The sequence below is a fragment of the Pseudomonas sp. NyZ201 genome, assembly GCF_049860765.1.
Lineage (GTDB): Bacteria > Pseudomonadota > Gammaproteobacteria > Pseudomonadales > Pseudomonadaceae > Aquipseudomonas > Aquipseudomonas bharatica.
Window position 1 is genome coordinate 5,307,409 of the sequence record NZ_CP187557.1, and the last position, 24,736, is coordinate 5,332,144.

Genomic DNA, 24,736 nt, shown 5'->3' on the forward strand with positions numbered 1-24,736 from the left:
CAAGAACGCCCGCCCAACCCCACCCGGGAAAAGCGGGCACGCGCCTTACCGGCTGACGAGGAACACCACACGATGTTGAGTTTCATTGCCCGGCGTCTGGGATTGCTGATCCCGACCTTTTTCGGCATTACCTTGCTGACCTTCGCCCTCATACGGCTCATACCGGGGGACCCGGTGGAAGTGATGATGGGCGAGCGCAGGGTCGACCCTGAAATGCACGCACAGGCCATGGAACGGCTGGGCCTGAACAAGCCCTTGCCCGAGCAGTACCTGGACTACATCGGCAAGCTGTCCCAGGGCGACCTGGGCGAATCGCTGCGCACCCGCGAAAGCGTGTGGAACGAGTTCCTCGCGCTGTTTCCCGCCACCCTCGAACTGGCCCTGGCGGCGCTGCTGTTCGCCGGGGTCATCGGCGTACTCGCCGGGGTCATCGCCGCGCTCAAGCGCGGTTCGCTGTTCGACCACGGGGTGATGGGCCTGTCCCTCACCGGCTATTCGATGCCGATCTTCTGGTGGGGCCTGATCCTGATCATGTTCTTCTCCGTGAGCCTGGGCTGGACCCCGGTTTCCGGGCGCATCGACCTGCTCTACGACATCGAGCCGAAGACCGGCTTCATGCTCATCGACACCCTGCTCGCCGATGAACCCGGCGCGTTCAAGGATGCGCTGATGCACCTGATCCTGCCGGCCATCGTCCTGGGCACCATTCCCCTGGCGGTGATCGCGCGGATGACCCGTTCGTCGATGCTCGAAGTCCTGCGCGAGGACTACATCCGCACCGCCAGGGCCAAGGGCCTGTCGCCGGCCCGGGTGGTCTTCGTCCACGGCCTGCGCAACGCGCTGATTCCGGTGCTGACGGTGTTCGGCCTGCAGGTCGGCACCCTGCTCGCCGGTGCAGTGCTCACCGAAACCATCTTTTCCTGGCCGGGCATCGGCAAGTGGCTGATCGAAGCCATCGGTGCCCGTGACTACCCCGTGGTCCAGAACGGCATCCTGCTGATCGCCTGCCTGGTCATCCTGGTCAACTTCGTCGTGGACATCCTCTACGGCCTGGCCAACCCACGCATCCGTCACCAGCGCTGAGGCCGCCGTCATGAATACTCCAGCTCCAAACCCGGCTCCAGCCATCGACCAGAGCCTGCTCTATCCGTCGCCGTACAAGGAATTCTGGCAAGCCTTTTCGCGCAACAAGGGCGCGGTGGCCGGCCTGCTGTTCATGTGCGTGATCGTTTTCTGCGCGCTGTTCGCCCCCTGGGTCGCGCCACACAGCCCCAGCGAGCAATACCGCGACTTCCTGCTGACCCCGCCGGTGTGGCTCGAAGGCGGCAACTGGCAGTTCATCCTCGGCACCGACGAACTGGGCCGCGACCTGCTCTCGCGGCTGATCCAGGGCTCGCGCCTGTCGCTGCTGATCGGCCTGTCGTCGGTACTCATTTCGCTGATCCCGGGGATCATCCTCGGCCTGCTGGCGGGCTTCTTCCCCAATGCCCTCGGTGCAGCGATCATGCGCCTGATGGACGTGATGCTGGCCCTGCCCTCGCTGCTGCTGGCCGTGGCCATCGTTGCCATCCTCGGCCCTGGCCTGGTCAATACCGTGATCGCCATCGCCATCGTCTCGCTGCCGTCGTACGTGCGCCTGACCCGCGCCGCGGTGATGGGCGAACTGAACCGCGACTACGTCACCGCCGCCCGCCTGGCCGGCGCCAGCCTGCCGCGGCTGATGTTCGTCACCGTGCTGCCCAACTGCATGGCGCCGCTGATCGTGCAGGCCACCCTGAGCTTCTCCTCGGCGATCCTCGATGCCGCCGCGCTGGGCTTCCTCGGCCTCGGCGTGCAGCCGCCGACCCCGGAATGGGGAACCATGCTGGCCTCGGCCCGCGACTACATCGAACGTGCCTGGTGGGTCGTGAGCCTGCCGGGCCTGACCATTTTGCTCAGCGTGCTGGCAATCAACCTGATGGGCGACGGGCTGCGCGATGCGCTGGACCCGAAACTCAAGAATGCCGCCTGAGGAGAAGCCCATGTCACTTCTGCAAATCCGCAATCTCAACGTGCGCTTCGGCGACGCCGATGCCGTGCCGGTGGTGGACGGCCTCGACCTCGACGTGGACAAGGGCGAGGTGCTGGCCATCGTCGGCGAGTCCGGCTCCGGCAAATCGGTGACCATGATGGCCCTGATGGGCCTGATCGACCCGCCCGGGCGCATCAGCGCCGACCAGCTCGGCTTCGACGGCAACGACATGCTCAGGATCAGCGGTCGCCAGCGGCGCAAGGTGGTCGGCAAGGACATTGCGATGGTCTTCCAGGACCCGATGACCGCCCTCAACCCCAGCTACACCGTGGGCTTCCAGATCGAGGAAGTGCTGCGCCAGCACCTCGGCCTGCGCGGCAAGGCCGCCCGCCAGCGTGCCCTGGAACTGCTGAGAAAGGTGGAGATCCCTGCTCCGGAAAGCCGCCTCGATGCCTATCCGCACCAGCTCTCCGGCGGCATGAGCCAGCGCGTGGCAATCGCCATGGCGATCGCCGGCGAGCCGAAGCTGCTGATCGCCGACGAACCCACCACCGCCTTGGACGTGACCATCCAGGCGCAGATCATGGAGTTGCTGCTGAACCTGCAAAAAGAGCGGGACATGGCCCTGATCCTGATTACCCACGACCTCGCCGTCGTCGCCGAAACCGCCCGGCGGGTCTGCGTGATGTACGCCGGCCAGGCCGTGGAGGTGGGCCAGGTACCGGAGCTGTTCGACGTGCCGGCCCACCCCTACAGCGAAGCGCTGCTCAAGGCCATTCCCGAGCACAGCCTGGGCGCCGAGCGCCTGGCCACCCTGCCCGGCATCGTCCCCGGACGCTATGACCGGCCCACCGGCTGCCTGCTCTCGCCGCGCTGCCCTTACGTGCGCGACAACTGCCGCCAGCAACGTCCCGGTCTCGATCCCCAGGCCCACAGCCTGGCCCGCTGCTTCTACCCGCTGAACCAGGAGGTGGCGTGATGAGCGTTGTCCTGACCGCACGTGAGCTGACCCGTCACTACGAAGTCTCCCGGGGCCTGTTCAAGGGCCACGCCACGGTCCGCGCGCTGAACGGCGTGTCGTTCGAGCTGGAAGCCGGCAGGACCCTGGCCGTGGTCGGCGAGTCCGGCTGCGGCAAGTCCACCCTGGCCCGGGCCCTGACCCTGATCGAGGAGCCGTCGTCCGGCTCGCTGCAGATCGCCGGGCAGGAGGTCAACGGCGCCAGCAAGCGCGAGCGCAAGCAGTTGCGCCGCGATGTGCAGATGGTCTTCCAGAGCCCGTATGCCTCGCTCAACCCACGGCAGAAAATCGGTGACCAACTGGCCGAGCCGCTGCTGATCAACACCTCGTTGTCCAAGGAACAGCGGCGGGAAAAGGTCCAGGCCATGATGCAGCAGGTCGGCCTGCGCCCCGAGCACTACCAGCGCTACCCGCACATGTTCTCCGGGGGCCAGCGCCAGCGTATTGCCCTGGCCCGGGCGATGATGCTGCAGCCGAAGGTGCTGGTGGCGGACGAGCCCACCTCGGCCCTGGACGTGTCGATCCAGGCCCAGGTACTCAACCTGTTCATGGACCTGCAAAAGGAGTTCAACACCGCCTACGTGTTCATCTCGCACAACCTGGCGGTAGTGCGGCATGTCGCGGACGAGGTGCTGGTGATGTATCTCGGCCGGCCGGCGGAGATGGGGCCGAAGGAGGCGATCTACGAGAAGCCGCTGCACCCCTATACCCAGGCGCTACTGTCGGCGACACCGACGATTCATCCGGATCCGCACAAGCCGAAGATCAGGATTGCCGGGGAACTGCCCAACCCGCTGAATCCGCCTGATGGCTGCGCGTTCCACAAGCGCTGTCCGTATGCGACGGAACGCTGTGCGAAGGAAGTGCCGGCGTTTCGGCGGGTAGAGACACGGCAGGTGGCCTGCCATTACGCGGAGCAGTTCCTCTAAAAGCATCGCTGGCAAGCCAGCTCCCACAGGGTTCCGAGTCGCTGCGGACCCTGTGGGCGCTGGCTTGCCAGCGATGAGGCCTTCAGATCAATGCATGAAGATCGCGATCAGGATGATCACAGGAATCGGTACACCCAGGAACCACAGCAGTAATGAACGCATGATGTCTCTCCTCTTATCTCAACGAATCGGCGCAGTCCGGGCCACATAACCCGCACCGTCTACTTCAACCCATTGCACCTGGTCGCGACGACGACCGCCATACAGCGCCGCCAGGCTGGCGAAGAACGCCCCGCACAGCAGACCGACAAAGGTCCACAGCGCCGTCCAGGCCGCCGCTTTCGCTGCTGCATCCGCCGCCTGCTTGGCCTGCACCTTGGCCTGTTGAACCTGCGCGAATACCTGGTCCACACGGGCTTCGGCCTCGGCCTGGGTCAGGCGGGTCCGCTGAGCTACCAGTTGCGCCAGGTAGGCACGGTCTTCCGGCACCAGGCTGTCATCGACGATGGCCCGCCCGAGAATCCGCGCCGCCACGGCATTGGCTGCGTCATCGCTGACCGGGGCCGGGCCTTCGCTGCGGAACAAGGTGTCGACGAAGTAACCCATCGGATCGGCATCGTTGTTATTGCTGGCTGCGGCACTGACCGCAGTGGCCCCGGCCGTAGCAGCGGTGTGCGCACCGGCACTGGCCAGGCTGCCCGCCGTGCCCAGCACCATCGCCGCCGTGATCAGCGTGGCCACGGCCCAGGCCAGGAAGCCATGGGCGGTGTCGCGGAAGTACACCTCGTCAGCGTGCAGGCTGGCCCATTTCACCCGCAGCCGGCCGGCGATGTAGCCACCGAAGCCGGAGGCGATGATCTGGGTCAGCAACAGCCAGACGATGGTCGAGATGCCCAGCGCCTTGGCGCTGGCGCCCTCGTCGGCCCAGGGCGAGGTGGCGGCGAAGCCGAGCCCTGCGCCGAGCACGACGAGAATCAATGACAACGCCGCAGCAGCTGCGGCCCCGGCGAAAATCGCCGCCCAGGACACGCCCGAACGATTCGGGATATCGACAGCGGGTGAATAGTCGTTGGTGATCATGTATGCCTCTCCGGTGAGCAAAGGGTCCTTTGACGGGAGGGGAGGTGCAGCGGGCGTGCCAAATGTTTCCAATGATGACAAGCAATGAAACCGGGGGTTTGGCCAGGGATGGCCGTCTGAGGACCGTGCAAAATGCGGGATGGGCGGTTCGGCAGATGGCTTTCTGCAATATTCACCGGCCTCATCGCTGCGGTGCGGCGGTCCGACAAGCCAGCTCCCACAGGTTCAGCGGTGCACATAGATCCCTGTGTGAGCTGGCTTGCCAGCGATGAGGCCCTCAAGCACTATCCAAAAATGACCTCCCTCCCCGACGGCCCCAGCCAGACCCCGATCACCGCCGACACCGTCCTGCGCTACCACCACTGCTGGATGCGCCGCGACCTCGACGGGGTGATGGCGCTGTATCATCCGGACGTCGAGTACCACGATTTTTTCCAGAACCGCGTGCTCGCCTACAACGAGCTGCGCGATTATGTGCGGGTGTGCCTGCCCCACCAGGACGGCGAGGACATCGTCCACGGCGACCGTATCCGCGTCGATGGCTGTACCGCCTTCATCCAGTACCAGGTCACGGTTCGAGGTGGCGAAGGCCTGGTGGCCTTCCACGCCAGCGAGGCGATCACGGTCAAGGATGGCCTGATCTGGCGGGTCAACGAATACGCCACGCTGGTCCAGCAGAACGTCAAGGGCACAAGGCCCTCGGGCCCGCGCCCGGCGACCAGCCGCCTTGGCCTGTCGCCTCGCCAGCTACGTACCATGGCCCAGGACCTGGAGCACTATTTCCAGCGCCAGCGGCCCTACCTCGACCCGGAACTGGACCTGCAACGGGTGGCGAAGGAAAGCGGCTACAGCCGCAACCAGATTTCCTACCTGCTCAACCAGGTCCTTGGCCAGAGCTTCTACCGCTACGTCAACCAGGCCCGCCTGCACCATCTGCTCGGTCGCCTGGACAGCACCACCGCCAGTGCCACCGTCGATGAGCTGGCCTTCAACGCTGGTTTCAACTCGCTCTCGGCCTTCTACAAGTGTTTCCGCGAGCATACCGGCCTGTCTCCCAAGGCCTACGTGAAGCAAATTTCCCTGCGTGCACGCACGTAGGACAGCCCGACCCGCCCGCCACTAGGATCGGCTCCAGACCTTTCCGATGTGGAGCAGCACCAATGCAAGCCTGGCGCACGATCAGCCTGTGGATGGACCAGCTCGACGAATCGATCGAGCCGCGCCCGGCGTTGAGCCAGGACCTGGATGTCGATGTGTGCATCATCGGTGCCGGCTACACCGGGCTGTGGACCGCGTACTACCTCAAGCAGCAGGCGCCGCACCTGAATATCGCCATCATCGAGGCGAAGTTCGCCGGCTTCGGCGCTTCGGGGCGCAATGGCGGCTGGCTGATGGGCAACCTGCTCGGCGAAGACCGCCTGCTTGCCACGTTGTCCCCGCAACAACGCCGGGACAGTATCGACCTGCTCCACGACATCCCCGACGAGGCCCGCCGCATACTCGACCGCGAAGGCATCGACTGCGACTACCGCAAGGGTGGCGTGCTGTACTGCGCAGCGCGCTACCCGGAGCAGGAGCGAAGCCTGCGCAGTTGGCTCGACGACCTCTACCGCCAAGGCATGACCGCCGACGACTACCGCTGGCTGCGCCCCGAAGAACTGGACGGCCAGTTGCGCGTCAGCAATGCCTACGGCGCGATCTACAGCCCGCACACCGCGACCATCCAGCCGGCGAAACTCGCCCGCGGCCTGGCCCGGGCGGTAGAACGGCTCGGCGTACCGATCTACGAGAACACCCCGGCCATCGACTGGAACCCCGGCCAGGTGCGCACTCCGCAAGCCCGCATCCGCAGTCACTGGGTAGTGCCTGCCGTGGAAGGCTACGCCGTCAGCCTGCCACCGCTGGGCAAGCACCAATTGCCGGTGCAGAGCCTGCTGGTGGCCACCGAGCCATTGAGCGACTCGCAATGGGACGAGATCGGCCTCAAGGAAGGCCAGGCGTTCAGCGAGAACAGCCGCCAGGTCACCTACGGCCAGCGCACCCGGGACAACCGCCTGGTATTCGGCGCCCGCGGTGGTTATCGCTTCGGCGGGCGTCTGCGCGAAGACTTCAGCCTGAGCCACGATGAAATCGAACTGCGCCGGTACCTGTTCAGCGAACTGTTCCCGCAATTGAAGAACGTGCGCATCAGCCATTCCTGGGGCGGCAACCTGGGCATGGCGCGGCGCTTCCGCCCGCACATGCTTTGCGATCGCCAGCGCGGCATCGCCCTGGCCGGTGGCTACGGCGGCGAAGGGGTCGGGGCTACCAACCTCGGCGGGCGCACCCTGGCAGCGCTGATTCTCGGCCAGCACAACGCTCTCACCGCCCAGCCCTGGGTCCACGACAACCGCGCACTGTCCAGCCTCGCCAGCTGGCCGCCGGAGCCGTGCCGCTGGCTTGGCTACAACGCCATCATCCAGAGCTTCGTCTTCGAGGACCGCACCCTCGCCAGCCCGGCCAGCCCGCCATGGCGCCGGCGCATGGCCGGAGCGCTCGCGGACTTCATGCAGGGATTCATGAACTGAACCTGATCAACTGAATCACCCGACAGAGGAACCCGCGGTCATGAGCATCACCCAGTTCAAACACACCGACAGCGTCGCCCTGGAAACCTCCAGCCCGGTCGCCGTACCCCTTGGCGAGCCCGTCGCGGTGACCTCGGTCACCTGCGTCGAACGCAGCGACGGGGTGGAAACCGGCATCTGGGAATGCACGCCGGGGCGCTGGCGGCGGCAGATCGTGCAACAGGAGTTCTGCCATTTCACCAAGGGCCGCTGCACCTTCACCCCCGACGGCGGCGAGCCCCTTGTCATAGAAGCCGGAGATGCACTGATGCTACCGGCCAACAGCACCGGAATCTGGGATATCCAGGAAACGGTGCGCAAGACCTACGTGTTGATTTTCTGATCCCGCTGATCGCCTGCTGCCTTCGATAACAACAGCTAGAGAAAGGTAACCCGGACATGCGCACTCTCCTTTTTGCACCCCTGATGCTGGCGGCCTCCATGGCCAGCGCGGCCGACTCGGTGAAGATCTACAACTGGTCCAGCTACATCGCCCCGGACACGCTGAAGAACTTCCAGCAGGCCAGCGGCATCGTGCCGACCTACGACGTTTTCGACAGCAACGAAACCCTCGATGGCAAGCTGATGACCGGCAACTCCGGTTATGACGTGGTGTTTCCCTCCAACCATTTCATGGCCCGGCAGATCCAGGGCGGCGCCCTGAAAAAGCTCGACCGTAGCCAGTTGCCGAACTGGAAAAACCTCAATCCGGTGCTGCTCAAGGCCCTGGAGGTGAACGACCCGGGCAACCAGCACGGTTTCCCTTACCTGTGGGGCAGTACCGGCATTGGCTACAACATCGACAAGGTCAAGGCGGTACTCGGCGACAATGCGCCCGTGGATTCCTGGGACCTGATCTTCAAGCCCGAATACATCGGCAAGCTGAAAAGCTGCGGTGTCGCGGTGCTCGACAACGGCCCCGAGCTGTTGCCGATCGCCCTGCACTACCTCGGCCTGCCGCACCACAGCCAGGATCCCAAGGACTACGACAAGGCCAAGGACCTGCTGATGAAGGTGCGCCCGTATATCAGCTACTTCCACTCCTCGAAGTACACCGGTGACCTGGCCAATGGCGATGTTTGCGTGGTGGTGGGCTTCTCCGGCGATGTGCTGCAGGCGAAGAACCGTGCCGAGGAAGCGAAGAATGGCGTGAAGGTGGGCTATTCGATTCCGAAGGAAGGGGCGCCGATGTGGTTCGACATGGTCGCGATGCCGGCGGACGCGCCTGACGAAAAAGCCGGGTATGCCTACATGAACTACCTGCTGCAGCCGGAGGTAATGGCCAACATCAGCAACCATGTGCAATACGCCAACGGCAACCTGAAGGCGGACGGGCTGGTGGATCCGGCACTGAAGGCCAACCCGATGATCTATCCGGGGGAAGAGGTGATGGACAAGCTGTATGCGCTTGAGGCGATGCCGGCGAAGATCGACCGGATCAGGACGCGGATCTGGACCAGCATAAAAGCCGGTAACTAAGGCTGGGCGCGGACAATGTGGGAGCGGGTTCACCCGCGATTGCGGCGGTGAATTCACCATCGTAATCGCGGGTGAACCCGCTCCCACATTATCCGCGTTCAGCCTTCGACTATCAGTGATGCTCGCGAGTAGCGCGGAATTTCACATCCGGCCAGCGCTCTTCCATCAGCGACAGGTTGACCCGGGTCGGCGCCAGGTAGGTCAGGTGACCGCCGCCGTCCACCGCGAGGTTTTCCATCGCCTTGTTCTTGAAGTCTTCCAGCTTCTTCTTGTCATCGCAGGCGATCCAGCGTGCCGACCAGACGGTGATCGGCTCGTAGGCGCATTCGACCTTGTATTCCTCCTTCAGGCGGCTGGCGACCACATCGAACTGCAGCACACCGACGGCGCCGAGGATGATGTCGTTGCTGCGCTCGGGGAAGAACACCTGGGTCGCGCCCTCTTCCGCCAGCTGTTGCAGGCCCTGGCGCAACTGCTTGGATTTCAGCGGGTCCTTCAGGCGCACGCGGCGGAACAGTTCCGGGGCGAAGTGCGGGATACCGGTGAAGCCCAGGCTTTCGCCTTCGCTGAAGGTGTCGCCGATCTGGATGGTGCCGTGGTTGTGCAAGCCGATGATGTCGCCGGCCCAGGCTTCTTCCAGTTGCTCGCGCTCGGAGGAGAAGAAGGTCAGTGCATCACCGATGCGCAGGTCCTTGCCGGTACGCACGTGGCGCATCTTCATGCCTTTCTCGTACTTGCCCGAGCAGATGCGCATGAAGGCGATGCGGTCGCGGTGTTTCGGGTCCATGTTCGCCTGGATCTTGAACACGAAGCCGCTGAACTTCTCTTCCACCGGCTCCACGGTGCGCTCGTGGGCAACCCGGGCCAGCGGGCGCGGAGCCCAGTCGACCACCGCATCGAGCACATGGTCGACGCCGAAGTTGCCCAGCGCGGTACCGAAGAACACCGGGGTCAGCTGGCCGTTGAGGAACTCGTCCTGGTCGAACTCATGGCAGGCGCCCTGGACCAGTTCCAGTTGCTCGACGAAGCCGTCGTACTGGTCGCCCAGGTGCGCGCGGGCCTCGTCGGAATCCAGCTTCTCGATGATCTTCGCTTCGGTGCGCTCATGGCCATGGCCCGGGGTGTAGACCACGATGTAGTCCTCGGCCAGGTGGTAGACGCCCTTGAAGTCCTTGTAGCAGCCGATCGGCCAGGTGATGGGTGCCGCCTTGATCTTCAGGACCGCCTCGATCTCGTCGAGCAGTTCGATCGGGTCGCGGATATCGCGGTCGAGTTTGTTGATGAAGCTGACGATCGGCGTATCGCGCAGGCGGCACACGTCCATCAGGGCGATGGTCCGCGGCTCGACGCCTTTACCGCCGTCGAGCACCATCAGCGCCGAGTCCACGGCGGTCAGGGTGCGGTAGGTGTCTTCGGAGAAGTCTTCGTGGCCCGGGGTATCGAGCAGGTTGATCATGTGCTCGCGATAGGGGAACTGCATCACCGAGGTGGTGATGGAAATACCGCGCTGCTTCTCCATTTCCATCCAGTCGGAGGTGGCATGGCGATCGGACTTGCGCGACTTCACCGTACCGGCCACGGCAATGGCCTTGCCCATCAGCAGGAGCTTCTCGGTGATGGTGGTCTTACCGGCGTCGGGGTGGGAAATGATTGCGAAAGTGCGGCGCTTCGCGACTTCGGCGGCCTGTTGGGTCATGGGAAATCGCCTGACTGGGGATTGAAAAAAGGGGCGATATCATACCTGAAGTCGGGCCAACGGCCAAAGGCTGGCCAAATGTGCTGTTGGTGCAGGAGCGCGGCATGCCGGACGCATTCATCATCGGCCCAACAGCAGTCAATTCAACGCCTCCCCGTCAGAATCACGCTCATTCCTCGTGCGAAATTTCAAACACCCGGGGGATTAGCGCTGGCCAAATGCCGCATCAGATGGGAACCTTTAAAGCGATGGAGGCGTCCATTCCCCTGCAATGACCGTTGGTCGGGGGTGGTTTCACCGGCAACACGAGCCTGACGGGGCTTCGCTCATGGCGCGCATTCTGGCCGCCGCTTTTCGCACACGGATCGCCCGTCGCCTGGAATGGCGACCCCATGGAATCCGTGCGCCGACGATAGAAAAAGGAGTCCGCCTATGGCTGCACGCTATGGCAAGGGGCTGATGGGATGTGCCGCCGCGCTCGTCATCCTGGCCCTGCTGATCCACTGGATCGGCATCGATACGATCGCGCATTACCGCGCCGATCTGTGGTTCTACCTGCAGGCGCACCTGATGCTGGTGCTGCTGTCGATGGGGGCGGCGCTGGTCGTGGGCATCCCCGCCGGCATTGCCCTGAGTCGACCGCACCGGGTCGACCGCGCCGAACGCTTCATGCAGGTTTTCAATATTGGCAACACCGTTCCTCCTCTCGCCGTACTCGCCATCGCCCTGAGCATCCTCGGCATCGGCGCCGGCCCCGCGATCCTCGCGCTGTTCCTCGCCTCGTTGCTGCCCATCGTGCGCAACACCTACGAAGGCCTGAAAAACGTCCCCGCCTCGCTCAAGGAAGCCGCCACCGGCATCGGCATGACGCCGCGCCAGTCGCTGTTCAAGGTCGAGCTGCCGAACGCCGTGCCGATCATCGTCGGCGGGGTGCGCGTTGCCCTGGCGATCAACGTCGGCACTGCGCCGCTGTCGTTCCTGATCGGCGCCAACAGCCTGGGCAGCCTGATCTTCCCCGGCATCGCCCTGAACAACCAGCCGCAACTGCTGCTGGGCGCGGCCTGTACCGCCCTGCTGGCCTTGCTACTGGATGCGCTGGTCGCCCAGGGCAGCCGCCGCTGGCTGGAACGCGGCCTGACTCACTGACCGAGGGATCATCATGAAACGAATCGCCTTGCTCCTGGGCGCGGCCCTGCTGTTCGCAGGATTTGCCCAGGCTGCCGAAAAACCCCTGATCCGCATCGGCGCGCGGGTCTTCACCGAGCAGACCGTGCTCGCCGAAATCACCGCCCGCTACCTGCGCCAGCACGGCTTCGACGTGCGCATCACCGGCGGCCTGGGCAGCACCCTGGCGCGCAGCGCCCAGGAAAGCGGGCAGTTGGATATGGTCTGGGAATACACCGGGGTCTCGCTGGTGTCCTACAACCATGTCGACGAACGCCTGCCAGACGCCGCCGCCACCTACGCCCGGGTAAAGGAACTGGACGCGAAGAAAGGCCTGGTCTGGCTGGCGCCGTCGCGCTTCAGCAACACCTACGCCCTGGCGCTGCCCCGTGAGGTGGCCGAGGAGTACCCGCAGGTGCAGACCATCAGCCAGCTCAACCAGGTGCTGCGCGACGAGGCCGGCAAGACCCACATCCTCGCCCTCGACACCGAGTTCGCCAATCGCCCGGACGGCCTCGCCGGCCTGACCGAAACCTACGACCTGCAGTTCACCCGCAAGGACATCCGCCAGATGGACGCCGGGCTGGTCTACACCGCATTGCGCAATGGCCAGGTGTTCACCGGCCTGGTGTACACCACCGATGGCCGGCTCAGCGCCTTCGACCTGAAGCTGCTGGAAGACGACCGTCACTACTTCCCGGACTACACGGCCGCGCCGGTCGTGCGCAAGGCGGTACTCGACGCCAACCCGCAACTGGCGACCTTGCTCAAGCCACTGGCCGAGCGCCTGGACGACGAGACCATGCGCCAGCTCAACGCCAGGGTAGACGTCGAGCATGAAAGCCCCGGCAAGGTGGCCGACGACTTCCTGCGCGCCCACCCACTGCAAGGAGATGCGCAATGAGCCTGCTGGATACCTTCGCCCATCTCGACTGGGGGCAAGTGCTGCAACTGACCGGCCAGCACATCACCCTGGTCGGCATCGCCGTAACCCTGGCGATCCTCGTCGGCGTGCCGCTGGGCATCCTGATGACCCGCTTCCCCGCCCTCGCCGGCCCGCTCCAGGCCAGCGCCACGGTGCTGCTGACGGTGCCGTCGATCGCCCTGTTCGGCCTGCTGCTGCCGTTCTACTCGAAGTTCGGCCAGGGCCTGGGCCCGCTGCCGGCGATCACCGCGGTGTTTCTCTATTCGCTGTTGCCGATCATGCGCAACACCTACCTGGCCTTGACCAATGTCGAGCCGGGCATCCGCGAAGCCGCCCGCGGCATCGGCATGACCTTCGGCCAGCGCCTGCGCATGGTCGAACTGCCGATCGCCGTACCGGTGATCCTCGCCGGGGTGCGCACCGCCGTGGTGATGAACATCGGCGTCATGACCATCGCCGCCACCATCGGCGCCGGCGGCCTTGGCGTACTTATCCTGACCTCCATCAGCCGCAGCGACATGTCGATGCTGCTGGTCGGCGCCGTGCTGGTGAGCCTCCTGGCCATCGCCGCCGACCTGCTCCTGCAAGCCCTGCAACGCAAGCTGACTCCAGAAGGACTGCTCAAATGATCGAACTCCAGAACCTCTCGAAAACCTTCCAAAGCAACGGCAAGGAGGTCAAGGCGGTCGACTCGGTCAGCCTGACCGTCAACGAAGGCGAGATCTGCGTCTTCCTCGGCCCGTCCGGTTGCGGCAAGAGCACCACCCTGAAAATGATCAACCGCCTGATCGAGCCCACCTCGGGCAAGGTCCTGATCAATGGCGAGGACACCACCGGCCTCGACGAAGTGACCCTGCGCCGGCGCATCGGCTATGTGATCCAGCAGATCGGCCTGTTCCCCAACATGACCATCGAGGAAAACATCACCGTGGTTCCGCGCCTGCTCGGCTGGGACAAGCAGAAATGCCACGAGCGCGCCCGCGAGCTGATGAGCATGATCCGCCTGGAGCCCAAGCAGTACCTGCAGCGTTACCCGCGGGAACTGTCCGGCGGCCAGCAGCAGCGCATCGGGGTGATCCGCGCGCTGGCCGCCGAAGCGCCGCTGCTGCTGATGGACGAGCCGTTCGGCGCGGTCGACCCGATCAACCGCGAAATGATCCAGAACGAATTCTTCGAGATGCAGCGGGCGCTGAACAAGACCGTGATCATGGTCAGCCACGACATCGACGAGGCCATCAAGCTGGGTGACAAGATCGCCATCTTCCGCGCCGGCAAGCTGGTCCAGATCGACCATCCGGACACCTTGCTGGCGCATCCGGCGGACGAGTTCGTCAGCAACTTCGTCGGCCAGGACAGCACCCTCAAGCGCCTGCTGCTGGTGCGAGCCGAAGATGCGGCGGACAACGCGCCGTCGGCCAGCCCGGACATGCCGGTGGCGGATGCGCTGGAGCTGATGGACGAGCATGACCGCAAGTACGTGGTGGTGACCGATGGCGAGAATCGTGCGCTGGGCTATGTGCGGCGTCGGGACCTGCACCGCCAGCAGGGCGTGTGTGCCGACTTCCTGCGCCAGTTCAACGCCACGGCGGCGCACGACGAGCACCTGCGCATCCTGTTGTCGCGCATGTACGAATTCAACCGGGCGTGGCTGCCGGTGCTGGATGCGGAGCAGGTATTCCTGGGCGAGGTGACCCAGGAATCGATTGCGGCCTACCTGAGTTCGGGGCGCTCGCGTGGGGGCAAGACCAGCATCGTTTCCCCGGCTGAGACTGCTGTGTAAGGCTTGAGGGCCAATCGCCGGCAACGCCGGCTCCCACAGGGTATTGTGAACACCGCAGAACCTCGTGGGAGCCGGCGTTGTCGGCGATTGGCCTTAAAGGTCAGAACCCTACACTGGCCTGCACATAGAAGGTCCGCGGCTCGCCCACGTAAATTCCCGAGTTGTTGTCGCTAGAGCGGGTGTAGTACTGCTTGTCGAAGATGTTCTTCACCCCCGCCGCCAGCTTCAGGTTCGACAGCTGCTGGCCGAAGTCGTAGCCACCACGGGCCGCCCAGGTCACGTACCCCGGGATGTCCCCGTATTGCCCGTCGGCACTCGGCTCGGTGATGTAGTTGCCGTTGAAGCTGCCGTTGGCATTCATACCGGTCCCCGGCGCGCGCTGTTTCGATTGGGCGAAGGCGTCCAGGTTCCAGGTCCAGCGGTTTACCTGGTAACGCAGCCCGGCATTGACCACCTGGCGCGAATAGAACGGCAGGTCACGGCCCTTGAAGCCCGGGATCTCGCCTTCATAGGTTGCACGGGTGTAGGTGAACCCGGCGTTCGCACTCAAGCCTTCCAGCCGTGCATCCAGCCCGGACAGGTCATAGCGCAGCGAAGCCTCGATGCCCTGGTGCTTGGTCGCACCGAGGTTGGTCCAGCCCACGTCGTTGCTGATGTACTGCAGTTCGTCGTCGAAGTCGATGTAGAACGCGGTCAGCTCACCGCCCCAATGTTCATCGTTGTAGCGCGTGCCGATCTCGTAGGTCTTGGCCTTTTCCGGTTCCAGGCCGTTGGCGGTCGAGTTGCCGACGCCGCCCTGCCCCAGCTGGAAGTACTGCAGGCTGCCGAAGGAGGTTTCGTAGTTGGCGAACAGCTTCCAGGCATCGGAAAGGTGGTACATAACGCTCAACGCCGGCAGCGGCTCGTCGCTGCTGATGCTGCGGCTCTTGGCCTGGACCCGCACCCCATTGGTGCCCAGCACCGCGCGCTCGTGCCAGTCGGTGTTGATGTGCTCGAAGCGCAGGCCTGGCGTGATGGTCCAGTTGCCGATGTCGATCTTGTCATCGATGTAGTAGGCGCTGGCTTCGGTTCCACCGGTACGGTCCTGGTAGACATGGCCGTCGGAGGTCGGAGTGACGGTCGGCACGTTGTCGATCAGCGCCAGGCGGCTGGCCTGCTCGTGCATGGCTTCCTTGAGGTAGCGGTAGCCGACGCTGACTTCCTGGGTCGCCTCGCCGGTGAAGAACAGCCGCGACAACCGTGGCTCGATGGCGAAGGTGTGATAGCTGCGCGGGAAGGACGACAGGGTCTTCTGGTCGCGGGCGGCGATGGTGCTGCCGCGGAAGCTGTCGGTGTAGTAGGTCTGCACTTCGAACTGGGTGACGTCGTCGATCTGCCGCAGGTACTTGAGCGACACGTCCTTGCGCCGGCCGCTGAAGTTGTCGTGGTCACGATCGGACTGGTATGGGTCGGCGTCATACTGGGCCTGGGTCAGGCCACCGGGCATGTCGGCCTTGCCGTCGTAGTAGTGGAAGTTCAGCCACAGTTCATCCTGGTCGGTCGGCGCCCAGTGGGTCTTGAACAGCACGTCGTCGATATCGTTGCCGTTATTGCTGCGGCGGTAGCCGTTGCCATTGACCCCGGAATACAGCAGCGCCGCGCCGATGCCGTTGTCGGCGGTGCCGCCGAGGAAGGCCGTATCGATATGCTTCCAGCCGCCGTAGCGGGACGTCTCCAGGGTGGTGCCGATTTCGCCGGTGGCCTTTTCCGGGATCGCCCGGGTGACGAAGTTGATGACCCCGCCGACGTTCTGCGGCCCGTAGCGAACGGAGCCGGCACCGCGCACCACGTCGATGCTGTCGAGGTTGCCGGAGGAAATCGGTGCCATCGACAGCTGTGGCTGGCCGTAGGGTGCAAAGGCCGCCGGTATGCCGTCGATCAGCACCGTGGAGCGCGGCGACAGGCGCGAGGTCAGGCCGCGTACCCCGACATTGAGCGACAGGTCGCTGCCACCGGTACCGTTGGAGTCCTGCACCTGAACCCCGGGAATGCCCTTGAGCACGTCGCGCACGTTCATCGCACCCTGCTCGATCATCGCCTCGCGGCGCACCACGGTGCGCGCGCCGGGATGGTTCTGCACCACCGCCTCCTGCGCGTCGCCGAGCCAGTCGCCGACCATGCTGATATCGGTCGCCGCCAGTTCCACGACCTCGCCGGAAGCCTGCGCCGAACGCAGGACCACGGTGCCCTGGGACATCTCGTAGGTCAGCCCGCTGCCCTGAAGCACGGCTTGCAGCGCCTGCTCCGGCGTCAGGTTGCCGGACACCGCCGGAGCCTGCTTGCCGGCCACCAGCTCGGGGGTGAAGAACAGTTGCAGCGAGGTCTGCTGGCCAAGCTGGTTCAGCGCGCTGGCCAACGACTGGGCCTGGATCTGGATGGGGGTCGGCGTCGAGTCGGCGTAGCTGTTGCCGATACCGGCACTGACCGCCAGGGCCAGCGCCAGGGGCAGCCAGCGCGAGCGGCCGGCGGAACGCGGGGCATGCTTGTTGTTGTTCACGTCTTCGGGACTTCCTGAGAATGAAAATGCTTGGCAATTACAAGTCAGGCAGGAAGACGAACAACTGAAAAAATACCTGAATCTATTTTGCAATTATTTCCTGGGAGCCGTCGGCATGGGCCACCACGGACACCGGCAGGATGCTCGGCAAGGCCCGCAGCAGAGCGTCCGTGTCGTCGACACGGAAGGTGCTGCTGAGGCGCAGCTTCGCCACTTTCGGCGCCACTTTCAGCGGCTGCCGGCGATAGCGCGAGACCTCTTCGGCCACCTGGGCCAGGGAAGCGTCGTTGAACACCAGCTTGCCCGAGCGCCAGGCGGTCAGCGCGGCGGGATCCACCTTGTAGGCGGCGGCAACGTTGCCGTTTTCATCTATATCGGAACCGAGACCGGCGCTGAGCAGCGCCCGCGATTCACCATGGCCCTGGACCCTGACCGAGCCCTGCTCCACCACCACCCGGGTCTGCCCGGGATCGCGGCGCACATCGAAGCGGGTGCCGGTCACGGTGACCGTGCCGTTGCCCGCGTCCACCACGAAGGGCCGCCCGCTGTCATGGGCGACGCTGAACATCACCTCGCCCTGGGCAAGGCGGATATCGCGCTGTCCGGCACTGAAACGCACTTCCAGGCGGGTCCGGCCATTGATCTCCAGGCGCGAGCCGTCCGGCAACACGACCTGGCGGCGTTCACCGAGGCCGGTCTGCAGTTGCTGGTAATGGTCGAGCGTGCCGTCCTGCCAGGTGAACCAGCCGAGGCCGACCGCAGCAGCCATGATGCCCGCGGCCAGTGCCTGGCGGATGAAGCGCCGACGCGGCAGGACGGCGACCGGATCCTCGACGCACAAGGCCTCGAGGCGCGCGCGGGGCAGCAGGTCGCTGGCCCGCCACAGCTCGGCCAGCATCCGGTATTCGTCACGATGCAGCGGATCCTGCGCCAGCCAGGCCTCGAACACCGCCTGCTGGCCGGGCGGCAACGACCCGTCCTGAACCCGGGCGAACCATTCGGCCGCCTGCGCGCGCGCGGCCTCCTGGGGGCCGGAACTAGCGTCCTGATTCATGAATACCTTCGCCTGACTCATCTGTTCGCCACATCCAGGTGCTCGCGCAGATGGCGAAGCGTGCGGATCATATACTTTTCCACCATGTTCCTGCTCAGGCCCATGCGCTCGGCGATCTCCGCCTGGGTCAGGCCTTCGAGCTTCTGCCAGACGAACACCTTGCGGCAGTTCAGCGGCAACTCGGCCAGCGCCCGCTCAACGCTGTCGGCCAGTTGCAGGGCGTTCATGTAGGCCTCCGGATCGTCGTCCACCGGCGGGGTCAGGTCCAGGGCCTGCTGTTCGAGGGACTGGCGACGGTCTTCGCGGCGATAACCGTCCACGGCGATATTGCGCGCAGTCTGGTGCAGGTAGGCGCGTGGTTGCTGCACCGCGCCGGGCTCGCTTTCCAGGACGCGGACAAAGGCATCGTGCGCGAGGTCCTCGGCCTGCTGGCGACTGCGCAGCTTGCGCGTCCAGGTGCCGATCAGTTCGTGATAGTGGTCGAGGAAGCCTTTGGGTCGAGACACGGTGGGAGGTCGTCGTCAGGCAGTGGAAAAGTGTGCGAATAGTAATGTTTCTCGTTAACGCCGGCAAATCCGACCTTCGTCCGGCCGATCGGAGGTGCACCGGTCAAAATTTTTTCGCTGCAACTACGCACGCTTCAGGTGGCCATAAATATGAACACCCAGGGCATTCAAACACCCGCTCGAACACACTCGACAAACGGTCATATTTAATAAGTGAACAGTAACTTGAAGGGAAACGCGCCAATTGAAAGGCTGAGTGTTGAAGTTCGGGAAAAGTGAGCATTTCGCCAGCTATTCCACAATTCTTTACGCATCGGCGATCTGGCGGAACATATGGCTGTCACTTGGGTCGGTTATGAAAGGAACACGCCGACAACAGGTCGCCGCGGCGTGCGAAAAGGCGACATTTTTAGTTGATCTTGAACCCCTCAGGTCCTAAAGTTCGCGCCGAACGTCCATGCTGGAAACGATCCATCCGGCTCAAGTACTGACGACGAGACAGCAAGGTCACCCGCAGCAGCAATGTATCGCGCGCGGTTGACCTTTTTGCTTTCGGCGACATGCCTTGGGAAGTAGGCGAACCAAAGTGGGGATACGGAGGGCGTTCAGTTGCAGCCACTTATTCATTCAGTTTGCCCATGGAGTTCCCAGGTATGTCGATCCAGGTCGAAGACTACTTTGCGCGCGAAACCTTCCAGAAGATGAAGGCCTTCGCCGACAAGCAAGAAACCCCGTTCGTACTCATCGACACCCAGATGATCAGCCAGGCCTACGACGACCTGCGCGCCGGCTTCGAATTCGCCAAGGTCTACTACGCGGTCAAGGCCAACCCGGCGGTCGAGATCATCGACCTGCTGAAAGACAAAGGCTCGAGCTTCGACATCGCTTCGATCTACGAGCTGGACAAGGTGCTGGGCCGCGGTGTCACCGCCGACCGCATCAGCTACGGCAACACCATCAAGAAATCCAAGGACATCCGCTACTTCTACGAGAAGGGCGTGCGCCTGTACGCGACCGATTCCGAAGCCGACCTGCGCAACATCGCCAAGGCCGCCCCGGGTTCGAAAGTCTACGTACGCATCCTCACCGAAGGCTCCACCACCGCCGACTGGCCGCTGTCGCGCAAGTTCGGCTGCCAGACCGACATGGCCATGGACCTGCTGATCCTCGCCCGCGACCTGGGCCTGGTGCCTTACGGCATCTCCTTCCACGTCGGCTCGCAGCAGCGCGACATCTCGGTATGGGACGCCGCGATCGCCAAGGTCAAGGTGATCTTCGAGCGCCTGAAGGAAGAAGACGGCATCGAGCTCAAGCTGATCAACATGGGTGGCGGCTTCCCGGCCAACTACATCACCCGTACCAACAGCCTGGAAACCTACGCTGAAGAAATCATCCGCTTCCTCAAGGAAGACTTCGGCGACGACCTGCCGGAAATCATCCTCGAGCCAGGCCGTTCACTGATCGCCAACGCCGGCATCCTGGTCAGCGAAGTGGTGCTGGTGGCGCGCAAGTCCCGCACTGCGGTCGAGCGCTGGATCTACACCGACGTGGGCAAGTTCTCCGGCCTGATCGAAACCATGGACGAGTCCATCAAGTTCCCGATCTGGACCGAGAAGAAAGGCGAGAGCGAAGAAGTGGTCATCGCCGGCCCGACCTGCGACAGCGCCGACATCATGTATGAGCACTACAAGTACGGCCTGCCGCTGAACCTGGCGATCGGTGACCGCCTGTACTGGCTGTCGACCGGGGCCTACACCACCAGCTACAGCGCTGTTGAGTTCAACGGCTTCCCGCCGCTGAAGGCCTACTACCTGTAAATGAAAAAAGGGGCTGAGTGATCAGCCCCTTTTTTTTTGTGTGTCCTTTCGGGCCTCATCGCGGGTGAACCCGCTCCCACAGGGCCACAGTGATCTTGTGGGAGCGGGTTCACCCGCGATGAGGCCCGAAAGGCCACTACATCAGCTCAGCCAGCCGCTCCTTGTAAGCCCCCGCCATCGCCCGGATCTCCGGCTCCGCTGCCTGCTCCAGCGCCGGCCCGGCCACTCGCAGGAAATTGGCATTGCCGCCTTCGAGCGCCAGCTGCAACCACTTCAGCGCTTCTTCCAGTTCACCCTGCGCCGCCAGCACCCCCGCATGGCTGAACTGCCCACGAAAATCCCCGGCCTCTGCCGAACGTCGATACCACTCCCGTGCCGCCGGCAGGTTCGCCTGGCAATGCAGCCCTTCCTCCAGATAGCGCCCCAGCAGGTTCATCGATTTGGCATGTCCCATCTGCGCCGCGCGCCGGTAGCAGGCCAGCGCCAGCCCGTGGTCAAGGTCCACACCGCGTCCGGTAGCCAGCAGGTTTCCCAGGTTGTAGATCCCCCAGTCCAGCCCGCCATTGGCAGCATGCCGGTAATGCCGCGCGGCCTTGGGCAAGTCCACCTCGCCACCCCAGCCATGCTCCAGGCAGCGCCCGAGCATGTTGTGGGCCATTGCGCTGCCCTGCTGCGCCGCGATACCGAACCAGGTCCGCGCCAACGCCGGATCCTTCTCGATCCCGCGCCCGTCCAGCAGCACCTGCCCAAGCAACGCCTGGGCCTCGACCACGCCCTCGCCCGCCGCCATCAACAGGGCCTGGGCCGCCTTCGCCGGGCTGTGTTCGAGCATCCGTGCCAGCTCATCCGGGCCCACCACTTCCTCACGCCGTAACTGCAATGCCATGTGTCAGACCTCGACCCAGCGCCGCAGCAGGTTGTGATAGGAGCCGGTCAATTGCAGCAGCGAGGGATGGTCCGGCACATCGGCCGTGAGCTGCTGGATCGCGCTGTCCATTTCGAACAGCAAGGCGCGCTGGCTGTCCTCGCGCACCAGGCTCTGGGTCCAGAAGAACGCCGCGTACCGTGCGCCACGGGTCACCGGATTGACCCGATGCAGGCTGGTGCCCGGATACAGCACCATATCCCCCGCCGCCAGCTTGACCCGCTGCAGACCGTAGGTGTCCTGGATTTCCAGCTCGCCGCCGTCGTAGTCCTCCGGGTCGCTGAAGAACAGGGTCGAGGATAGGTCGGTACGCACCCGCTCCACACTGCCCTTGGGCTGGCGCACGGCATTGTCGATGTGGAAACCGAAGTTGCCGCCTTCGCGGTAGCAGTTGATCAAGGGCGGAAACACCTTGTGCGGCAGCGCCGCCGACATGAAGCGCGGGTTGCTCCATAACCGCTCGATCATTGCCGCCCCGATTTCCTTGGCCAGCGGGTGGCCCTCGGGCAGTTGCAGATTGTGCTTGGCCTTGGCCGACTGGTAACCCGCAGTGATCCGGCCGTCGGCCCAGTCGGTCTGCTCCAGCGCCTCGCGGATGCGCAGCACTTCCTCGCGATTGAACAGGCCGGGAATGTGTAAAAGCATGGCGATCTGGCACCTGGGCGGAAAAGATGCCAATGGTATTGATTCTTATCCAGCCGTCACAAGCCCCTACCGAGGAGCGGCCGTTGATCCTTGGCAAAATTTCGTGAAAAAGATGTAAAGAATGTAAATGCAACACTTTCTCAATTGTGACTGCCAATCACTTGCTCTTATATTCGCCCCCCTCGAAACCTTGGGAGGGGGTCCACCTGATGTCGCGTCAATTCGTTCCAGCCACTGTCAGTTCGCCGCGCTTGCTCGCATCCGCCATCGGTGTCGCCATCACCGCCACGTCCGCTGCGCACCTGGCCTATGCCGACGAGCCAGCACCTGCCAAGCCGGCCGGTCCGTTGACCCTCGATGCCACCAGCATCAATGCCCAGGCCGAGCAGGCCAGCACCGACTATAAGGTCGAGCGCGCCTCCTCGCAGAAATACACCGCCCCGCTGGTCGATACGCCGCGCTCGGTCACCGTGGTTCCGCAACAGGTGCTCAAGGACACCAATGCCCTGACCCTGCAGGACGCCCTGCGCACCGTGCCCGGCATTACCTTCGGCGCAGGCGAAGGCGGCAACCCGCAAGGCGACCGGCCATTCATCCGCGGTTTCGACGCGCAGAACGACACCTACATCGATGGCGTGCGCGATACCGGCGCGCAAACCCGCGAAATCTTCGCCGTGGAATCCATCGAAGTCAGCAAGGGCCCGAATTCGGCGGTTGGCGGCCGTGGCGCGGCCGGCGGCAGCATCAACCTGGTGAGCAAGAAAGCCCACCTGGGCAACTCGTTCGACGGCGGCTTCACCTGGGGCTCCGACCAGACGCAGCGCTACACCCTCGACGGCAACTATCAATTCAGCGACACCGTTGCCGGCCGCCTGAACCTGATGAGCCACGAAAGCAACGTCGCCGGCCGCGACAAGGTCAACTACGACCGCTGGGGCATCGCCCCGTCCCTGGCCTTCGGCCTGGGCACCGATACCCGGCTCAACCTCGACTGGTACCACGTCGAGAGCGACGACCTGCCGGACTCCGGCGTGCCCTACACCTACTCCGGCAGCAATCGCACCTCGGCCAACCCGGACAAGCCTTATTCCGGTGGCGACCACAGCAACTTCTACGGCCTGACCGACCGCGACTTCCGCAAGGCGCGCACCGATATCGCCACCATCGCCATCGAGCACGACCTGACCGACGCGCTGACCATCAAGAACACCCTGCGCCACGGCAATTCGATGCAGGACTACATCCTGACCCAGCCCGACGACTCCAAGGGCAACGTCAACAACGGCAGCGTCTGGCGCCGGGCCAACACCCGGGTGGGCAACACCTCCACCACCACCAACCAGACCGACCTGTTCGGCGACATCTACATCGCCGGCTTCAAGAACAGCTTCTCCACCGGTATCGAGTTGAGCCGCGAAGAGAGCGAGCGTTCGACCTATGACGTCAATACCGACACCACGCCAGCGACCCCGATCACACCGACCGTGCCATCCAGCACCAATTGCACCCCGGCGATGATCGTATCCAGCGGCTACAACTGCACCTCGCTGAGCAACCCGAACCCGGACGATCCGTGGAACGGTTCGATCGCACGCAACTACGGCGGCACCACCACCAAGGGCAAGACCCGCGCCCTCTATGTGTTCGACACCCTTGAGCTGACCCCGCAGTGGCTGGTCAACATGGGCCTGCGCTACGACCACTTCGACACCGAGTACCGCACCTACGGCGCCAACGGTGCCACCACCGTAAGCAAGACCGGCGTGCGCGCCGAGGGCAAGGACACCAGCGAATTCGTTACCGGCCAGTTGGGCCTGGTCTGGAAACCGGCCGACAACGGCAGCGTTTATGTCTCCTACGCCACCGCTGCTACCCCGCCGGGTGCAATGCTGGGTGAAGGCACGGAAGGCAACCTCCTGCCCAACAGCACCGATCGCAACGGCGTCCTGCTGGGCAGCGACATGGAGCCGGAAGAAACCACCAACTACGAAGTCGGTACCAAGTGGGACCTGCTGGACAACCGCCTGTCCCTGACCGGTGCGATCTTCCGCACCGAGAAAGACAACGCCCGCGTCCAGGTCAACACCAACACCTACGAGAACATCGGCACCACCCGCGTCGACGGTATCGAGCTGTCGGCCAGCGGCAAGCTCACCGAGAAATGGCAGGTCTTCGCCGGCTACGCCTACATGGAAGGCCGGCAGATCGACGGCGGCCCGCTGGGCAAGGCCAACGACGGCAATCAACTGCCTAACCTGCCGAACAACTCGGCCAGCCTGTGGACCACCTACCAGATCACGCCGAAGTTCACCATCGGTGGCGGCGCCTTCTACACCGATGAGGTGTTCGGCAACGTGGCCAACACCACCAAGGTCGACAGCTACGTGCGCTATGACGCCATGGCCGCCTACAAGCTGACCAAGAACGTCGACCTGCAACTGAACGTGCAGAACCTGACCAACGAGGTCTACTACGACAAGGCGTTCTCCACCCACTTCGCCAACCAGGCGGCGGGGCGTACCGCACTGCTGACCACCAGCGTTCACTTCTAAGGTTTTCGCCGGT

Annotated in this window: 21 protein-coding genes; 14 read left to right on the forward strand and 7 right to left on the reverse strand. The window is 64.1% G+C overall.

All coding sequences use genetic code 11. The features are described 5' to 3' along the window. The first annotated feature begins 72 nt into the window (after positions 1–72). From ACPFMA_RS23830 to ACPFMA_RS23845, 4 genes are read left to right on the forward strand one after another with little or no spacing between them, the layout of a single operon-like run. Positions 73–1,083, forward strand: a complete 1,011-nt coding sequence (locus ACPFMA_RS23830) for an ABC transporter permease subunit (RefSeq protein ID WP_064302776.1) — start codon at positions 73–75, stop codon at positions 1,081–1,083. Between the two features lie 10 nt (positions 1,084–1,093). Next, positions 1,094–2,011 (forward strand): ABC transporter permease subunit, encoded by a 918-nt coding sequence (locus ACPFMA_RS23835; RefSeq protein WP_425928872.1) that lies wholly within the window; start codon positions 1,094–1,096, stop codon positions 2,009–2,011. A 10-nt stretch (positions 2,012–2,021) separates the two neighbouring features. Beyond that, positions 2,022–2,990, forward strand: a complete 969-nt coding sequence (locus ACPFMA_RS23840) for an ABC transporter ATP-binding protein (RefSeq protein ID WP_064302774.1) — start codon at positions 2,022–2,024, stop codon at positions 2,988–2,990. Next, on the forward strand, positions 2,990–3,958 hold the full coding sequence (locus ACPFMA_RS23845) for a peptide ABC transporter ATP-binding protein (protein ID WP_064302773.1): 969 nt from the start codon (positions 2,990–2,992) through the stop codon (positions 3,956–3,958). The genes ACPFMA_RS23840 and ACPFMA_RS23845 overlap by 1 nt, the downstream gene beginning before the upstream one ends. A gap of 180 nt (positions 3,959–4,138) precedes the next feature. Here the strand turns inward: ACPFMA_RS23845 and ACPFMA_RS23850 are convergent, their stop codons facing one another. Further along, positions 4,139–5,038, reverse strand: a complete 900-nt coding sequence (locus ACPFMA_RS23850; protein WP_420058737.1) for a hypothetical protein — start codon at positions 5,036–5,038, stop codon at positions 4,139–4,141. A 294-nt stretch (positions 5,039–5,332) separates the two neighbouring features. On the opposite strand from ACPFMA_RS23850, the gene ACPFMA_RS23855 reads away from it, so the two are divergent. The 4 genes from ACPFMA_RS23855 (at position 5,333) to ACPFMA_RS23870 (ending at position 9,123) form a co-directional block, all read left to right on the forward strand. Then, positions 5,333–6,136 (forward strand): helix-turn-helix domain-containing protein, encoded by an 804-nt coding sequence (locus ACPFMA_RS23855; protein ID WP_064302771.1) that lies wholly within the window; start codon positions 5,333–5,335, stop codon positions 6,134–6,136. Positions 6,137–6,198: 62 nt separating this feature from the next. Continuing rightward, entirely contained in the window at positions 6,199–7,605 is a 1,407-nt protein-coding gene (locus ACPFMA_RS23860) for an NAD(P)/FAD-dependent oxidoreductase (RefSeq protein WP_425928873.1), read from the forward strand. Positions 7,606–7,645: 40 nt separating this feature from the next. Further along, entirely contained in the window at positions 7,646–7,987 is a 342-nt protein-coding gene (locus ACPFMA_RS23865; protein WP_064302769.1) for a cupin domain-containing protein, read from the forward strand. Positions 7,988–8,043: 56 nt separating this feature from the next. Next, positions 8,044–9,123, forward strand: a complete 1,080-nt coding sequence (locus ACPFMA_RS23870) for a polyamine ABC transporter substrate-binding protein (RefSeq protein ID WP_420058739.1) — start codon at positions 8,044–8,046, stop codon at positions 9,121–9,123. A gap of 112 nt (positions 9,124–9,235) precedes the next feature. Here the strand turns inward: ACPFMA_RS23870 and ACPFMA_RS23875 are convergent, their stop codons facing one another. Next, on the reverse strand, positions 9,236–10,819 hold the full coding sequence (locus tag ACPFMA_RS23875; protein ID WP_425928875.1) for a peptide chain release factor 3: 1,584 nt from the start codon (positions 10,817–10,819) through the stop codon (positions 9,236–9,238). A gap of 432 nt (positions 10,820–11,251) precedes the next feature. Between ACPFMA_RS23875 and ACPFMA_RS23880 the strand changes: the two genes are divergently transcribed. Genes ACPFMA_RS23880 through ACPFMA_RS23895 form a run of 4 tightly spaced genes read left to right on the forward strand, consistent with a single transcriptional unit; the run spans position 11,252 to position 14,688 of the window. After that, positions 11,252–11,965, forward strand: coding sequence for an ABC transporter permease (locus ACPFMA_RS23880; protein WP_009398138.1), 714 nt, complete (start codon positions 11,252–11,254; stop codon positions 11,963–11,965). Positions 11,966–11,978: 13 nt separating this feature from the next. Then, on the forward strand, positions 11,979–12,887 hold the full coding sequence (locus tag ACPFMA_RS23885) for a glycine betaine ABC transporter substrate-binding protein (protein WP_009398136.1): 909 nt from the start codon (positions 11,979–11,981) through the stop codon (positions 12,885–12,887). Continuing rightward, positions 12,884–13,537: an ABC transporter permease gene (locus ACPFMA_RS23890; protein ID WP_009398134.1), complete on the forward strand. Its 654-nt coding sequence runs from the start codon at positions 12,884–12,886 to the stop codon at positions 13,535–13,537. The genes ACPFMA_RS23885 and ACPFMA_RS23890 overlap by 4 nt, the downstream gene beginning before the upstream one ends. Continuing rightward, positions 13,534–14,688: a betaine/proline/choline family ABC transporter ATP-binding protein gene (locus ACPFMA_RS23895; RefSeq protein ID WP_009398132.1), complete on the forward strand. Its 1,155-nt coding sequence runs from the start codon at positions 13,534–13,536 to the stop codon at positions 14,686–14,688. Before ACPFMA_RS23890 ends, ACPFMA_RS23895 begins: the two co-directional genes overlap by 4 nt. Positions 14,689–14,788: 100 nt before the next feature. On the opposite strand, the gene ACPFMA_RS23900 is transcribed toward ACPFMA_RS23895, so the two are convergent. The 3 genes from ACPFMA_RS23900 to ACPFMA_RS23910 all read right to left on the reverse strand — a co-directional run bounded on the left by ACPFMA_RS23900 (position 14,789) and on the right by ACPFMA_RS23910 (position 18,784). Next, positions 14,789–17,224, reverse strand: a complete 2,436-nt coding sequence (locus ACPFMA_RS23900) for a TonB-dependent siderophore receptor (RefSeq protein WP_425928876.1) — start codon at positions 17,222–17,224, stop codon at positions 14,789–14,791. A gap of 82 nt (positions 17,225–17,306) precedes the next feature. After that, on the reverse strand, positions 17,307–18,278 hold the full coding sequence (locus ACPFMA_RS23905; RefSeq protein WP_425928877.1) for a FecR family protein: 972 nt from the start codon (positions 18,276–18,278) through the stop codon (positions 17,307–17,309). A gap of 17 nt (positions 18,279–18,295) precedes the next feature. Beyond that, the gene (locus ACPFMA_RS23910; RefSeq protein ID WP_064302785.1) at positions 18,296–18,784 is read right to left on the reverse strand and encodes an RNA polymerase sigma factor; all 489 of its coding nucleotides are present in this window, start codon (positions 18,782–18,784) and stop codon (positions 18,296–18,298) included. Positions 18,785–19,437: 653 nt separating this feature from the next. Here ACPFMA_RS23910 and ACPFMA_RS23915 point away from each other — a divergent pair. Beyond that, positions 19,438–20,601, forward strand: coding sequence for a type III PLP-dependent enzyme (locus ACPFMA_RS23915; RefSeq protein WP_009398126.1), 1,164 nt, complete (start codon positions 19,438–19,440; stop codon positions 20,599–20,601). A gap of 136 nt (positions 20,602–20,737) precedes the next feature. On the opposite strand, the gene ACPFMA_RS23920 is transcribed toward ACPFMA_RS23915, so the two are convergent. Both ACPFMA_RS23920 and ACPFMA_RS23925 read right to left on the reverse strand, forming a co-directional pair. Then, the gene (locus ACPFMA_RS23920) at positions 20,738–21,487 is read right to left on the reverse strand and encodes a tetratricopeptide repeat protein (RefSeq protein ID WP_425928878.1); all 750 of its coding nucleotides are present in this window, start codon (positions 21,485–21,487) and stop codon (positions 20,738–20,740) included. Positions 21,488–21,490: 3 nt separating this feature from the next. Next, the gene (locus ACPFMA_RS23925; RefSeq protein ID WP_425928879.1) at positions 21,491–22,171 is read right to left on the reverse strand and encodes a Fe2+-dependent dioxygenase; all 681 of its coding nucleotides are present in this window, start codon (positions 22,169–22,171) and stop codon (positions 21,491–21,493) included. Between the two features lie 209 nt (positions 22,172–22,380). On the opposite strand from ACPFMA_RS23925, the gene ACPFMA_RS23930 reads away from it, so the two are divergent. Further along, positions 22,381–24,723 (forward strand): TonB-dependent receptor, encoded by a 2,343-nt coding sequence (locus ACPFMA_RS23930; protein ID WP_425928880.1) that lies wholly within the window; start codon positions 22,381–22,383, stop codon positions 24,721–24,723. The last annotated feature ends 13 nt before the right edge of the window (positions 24,724–24,736 follow it).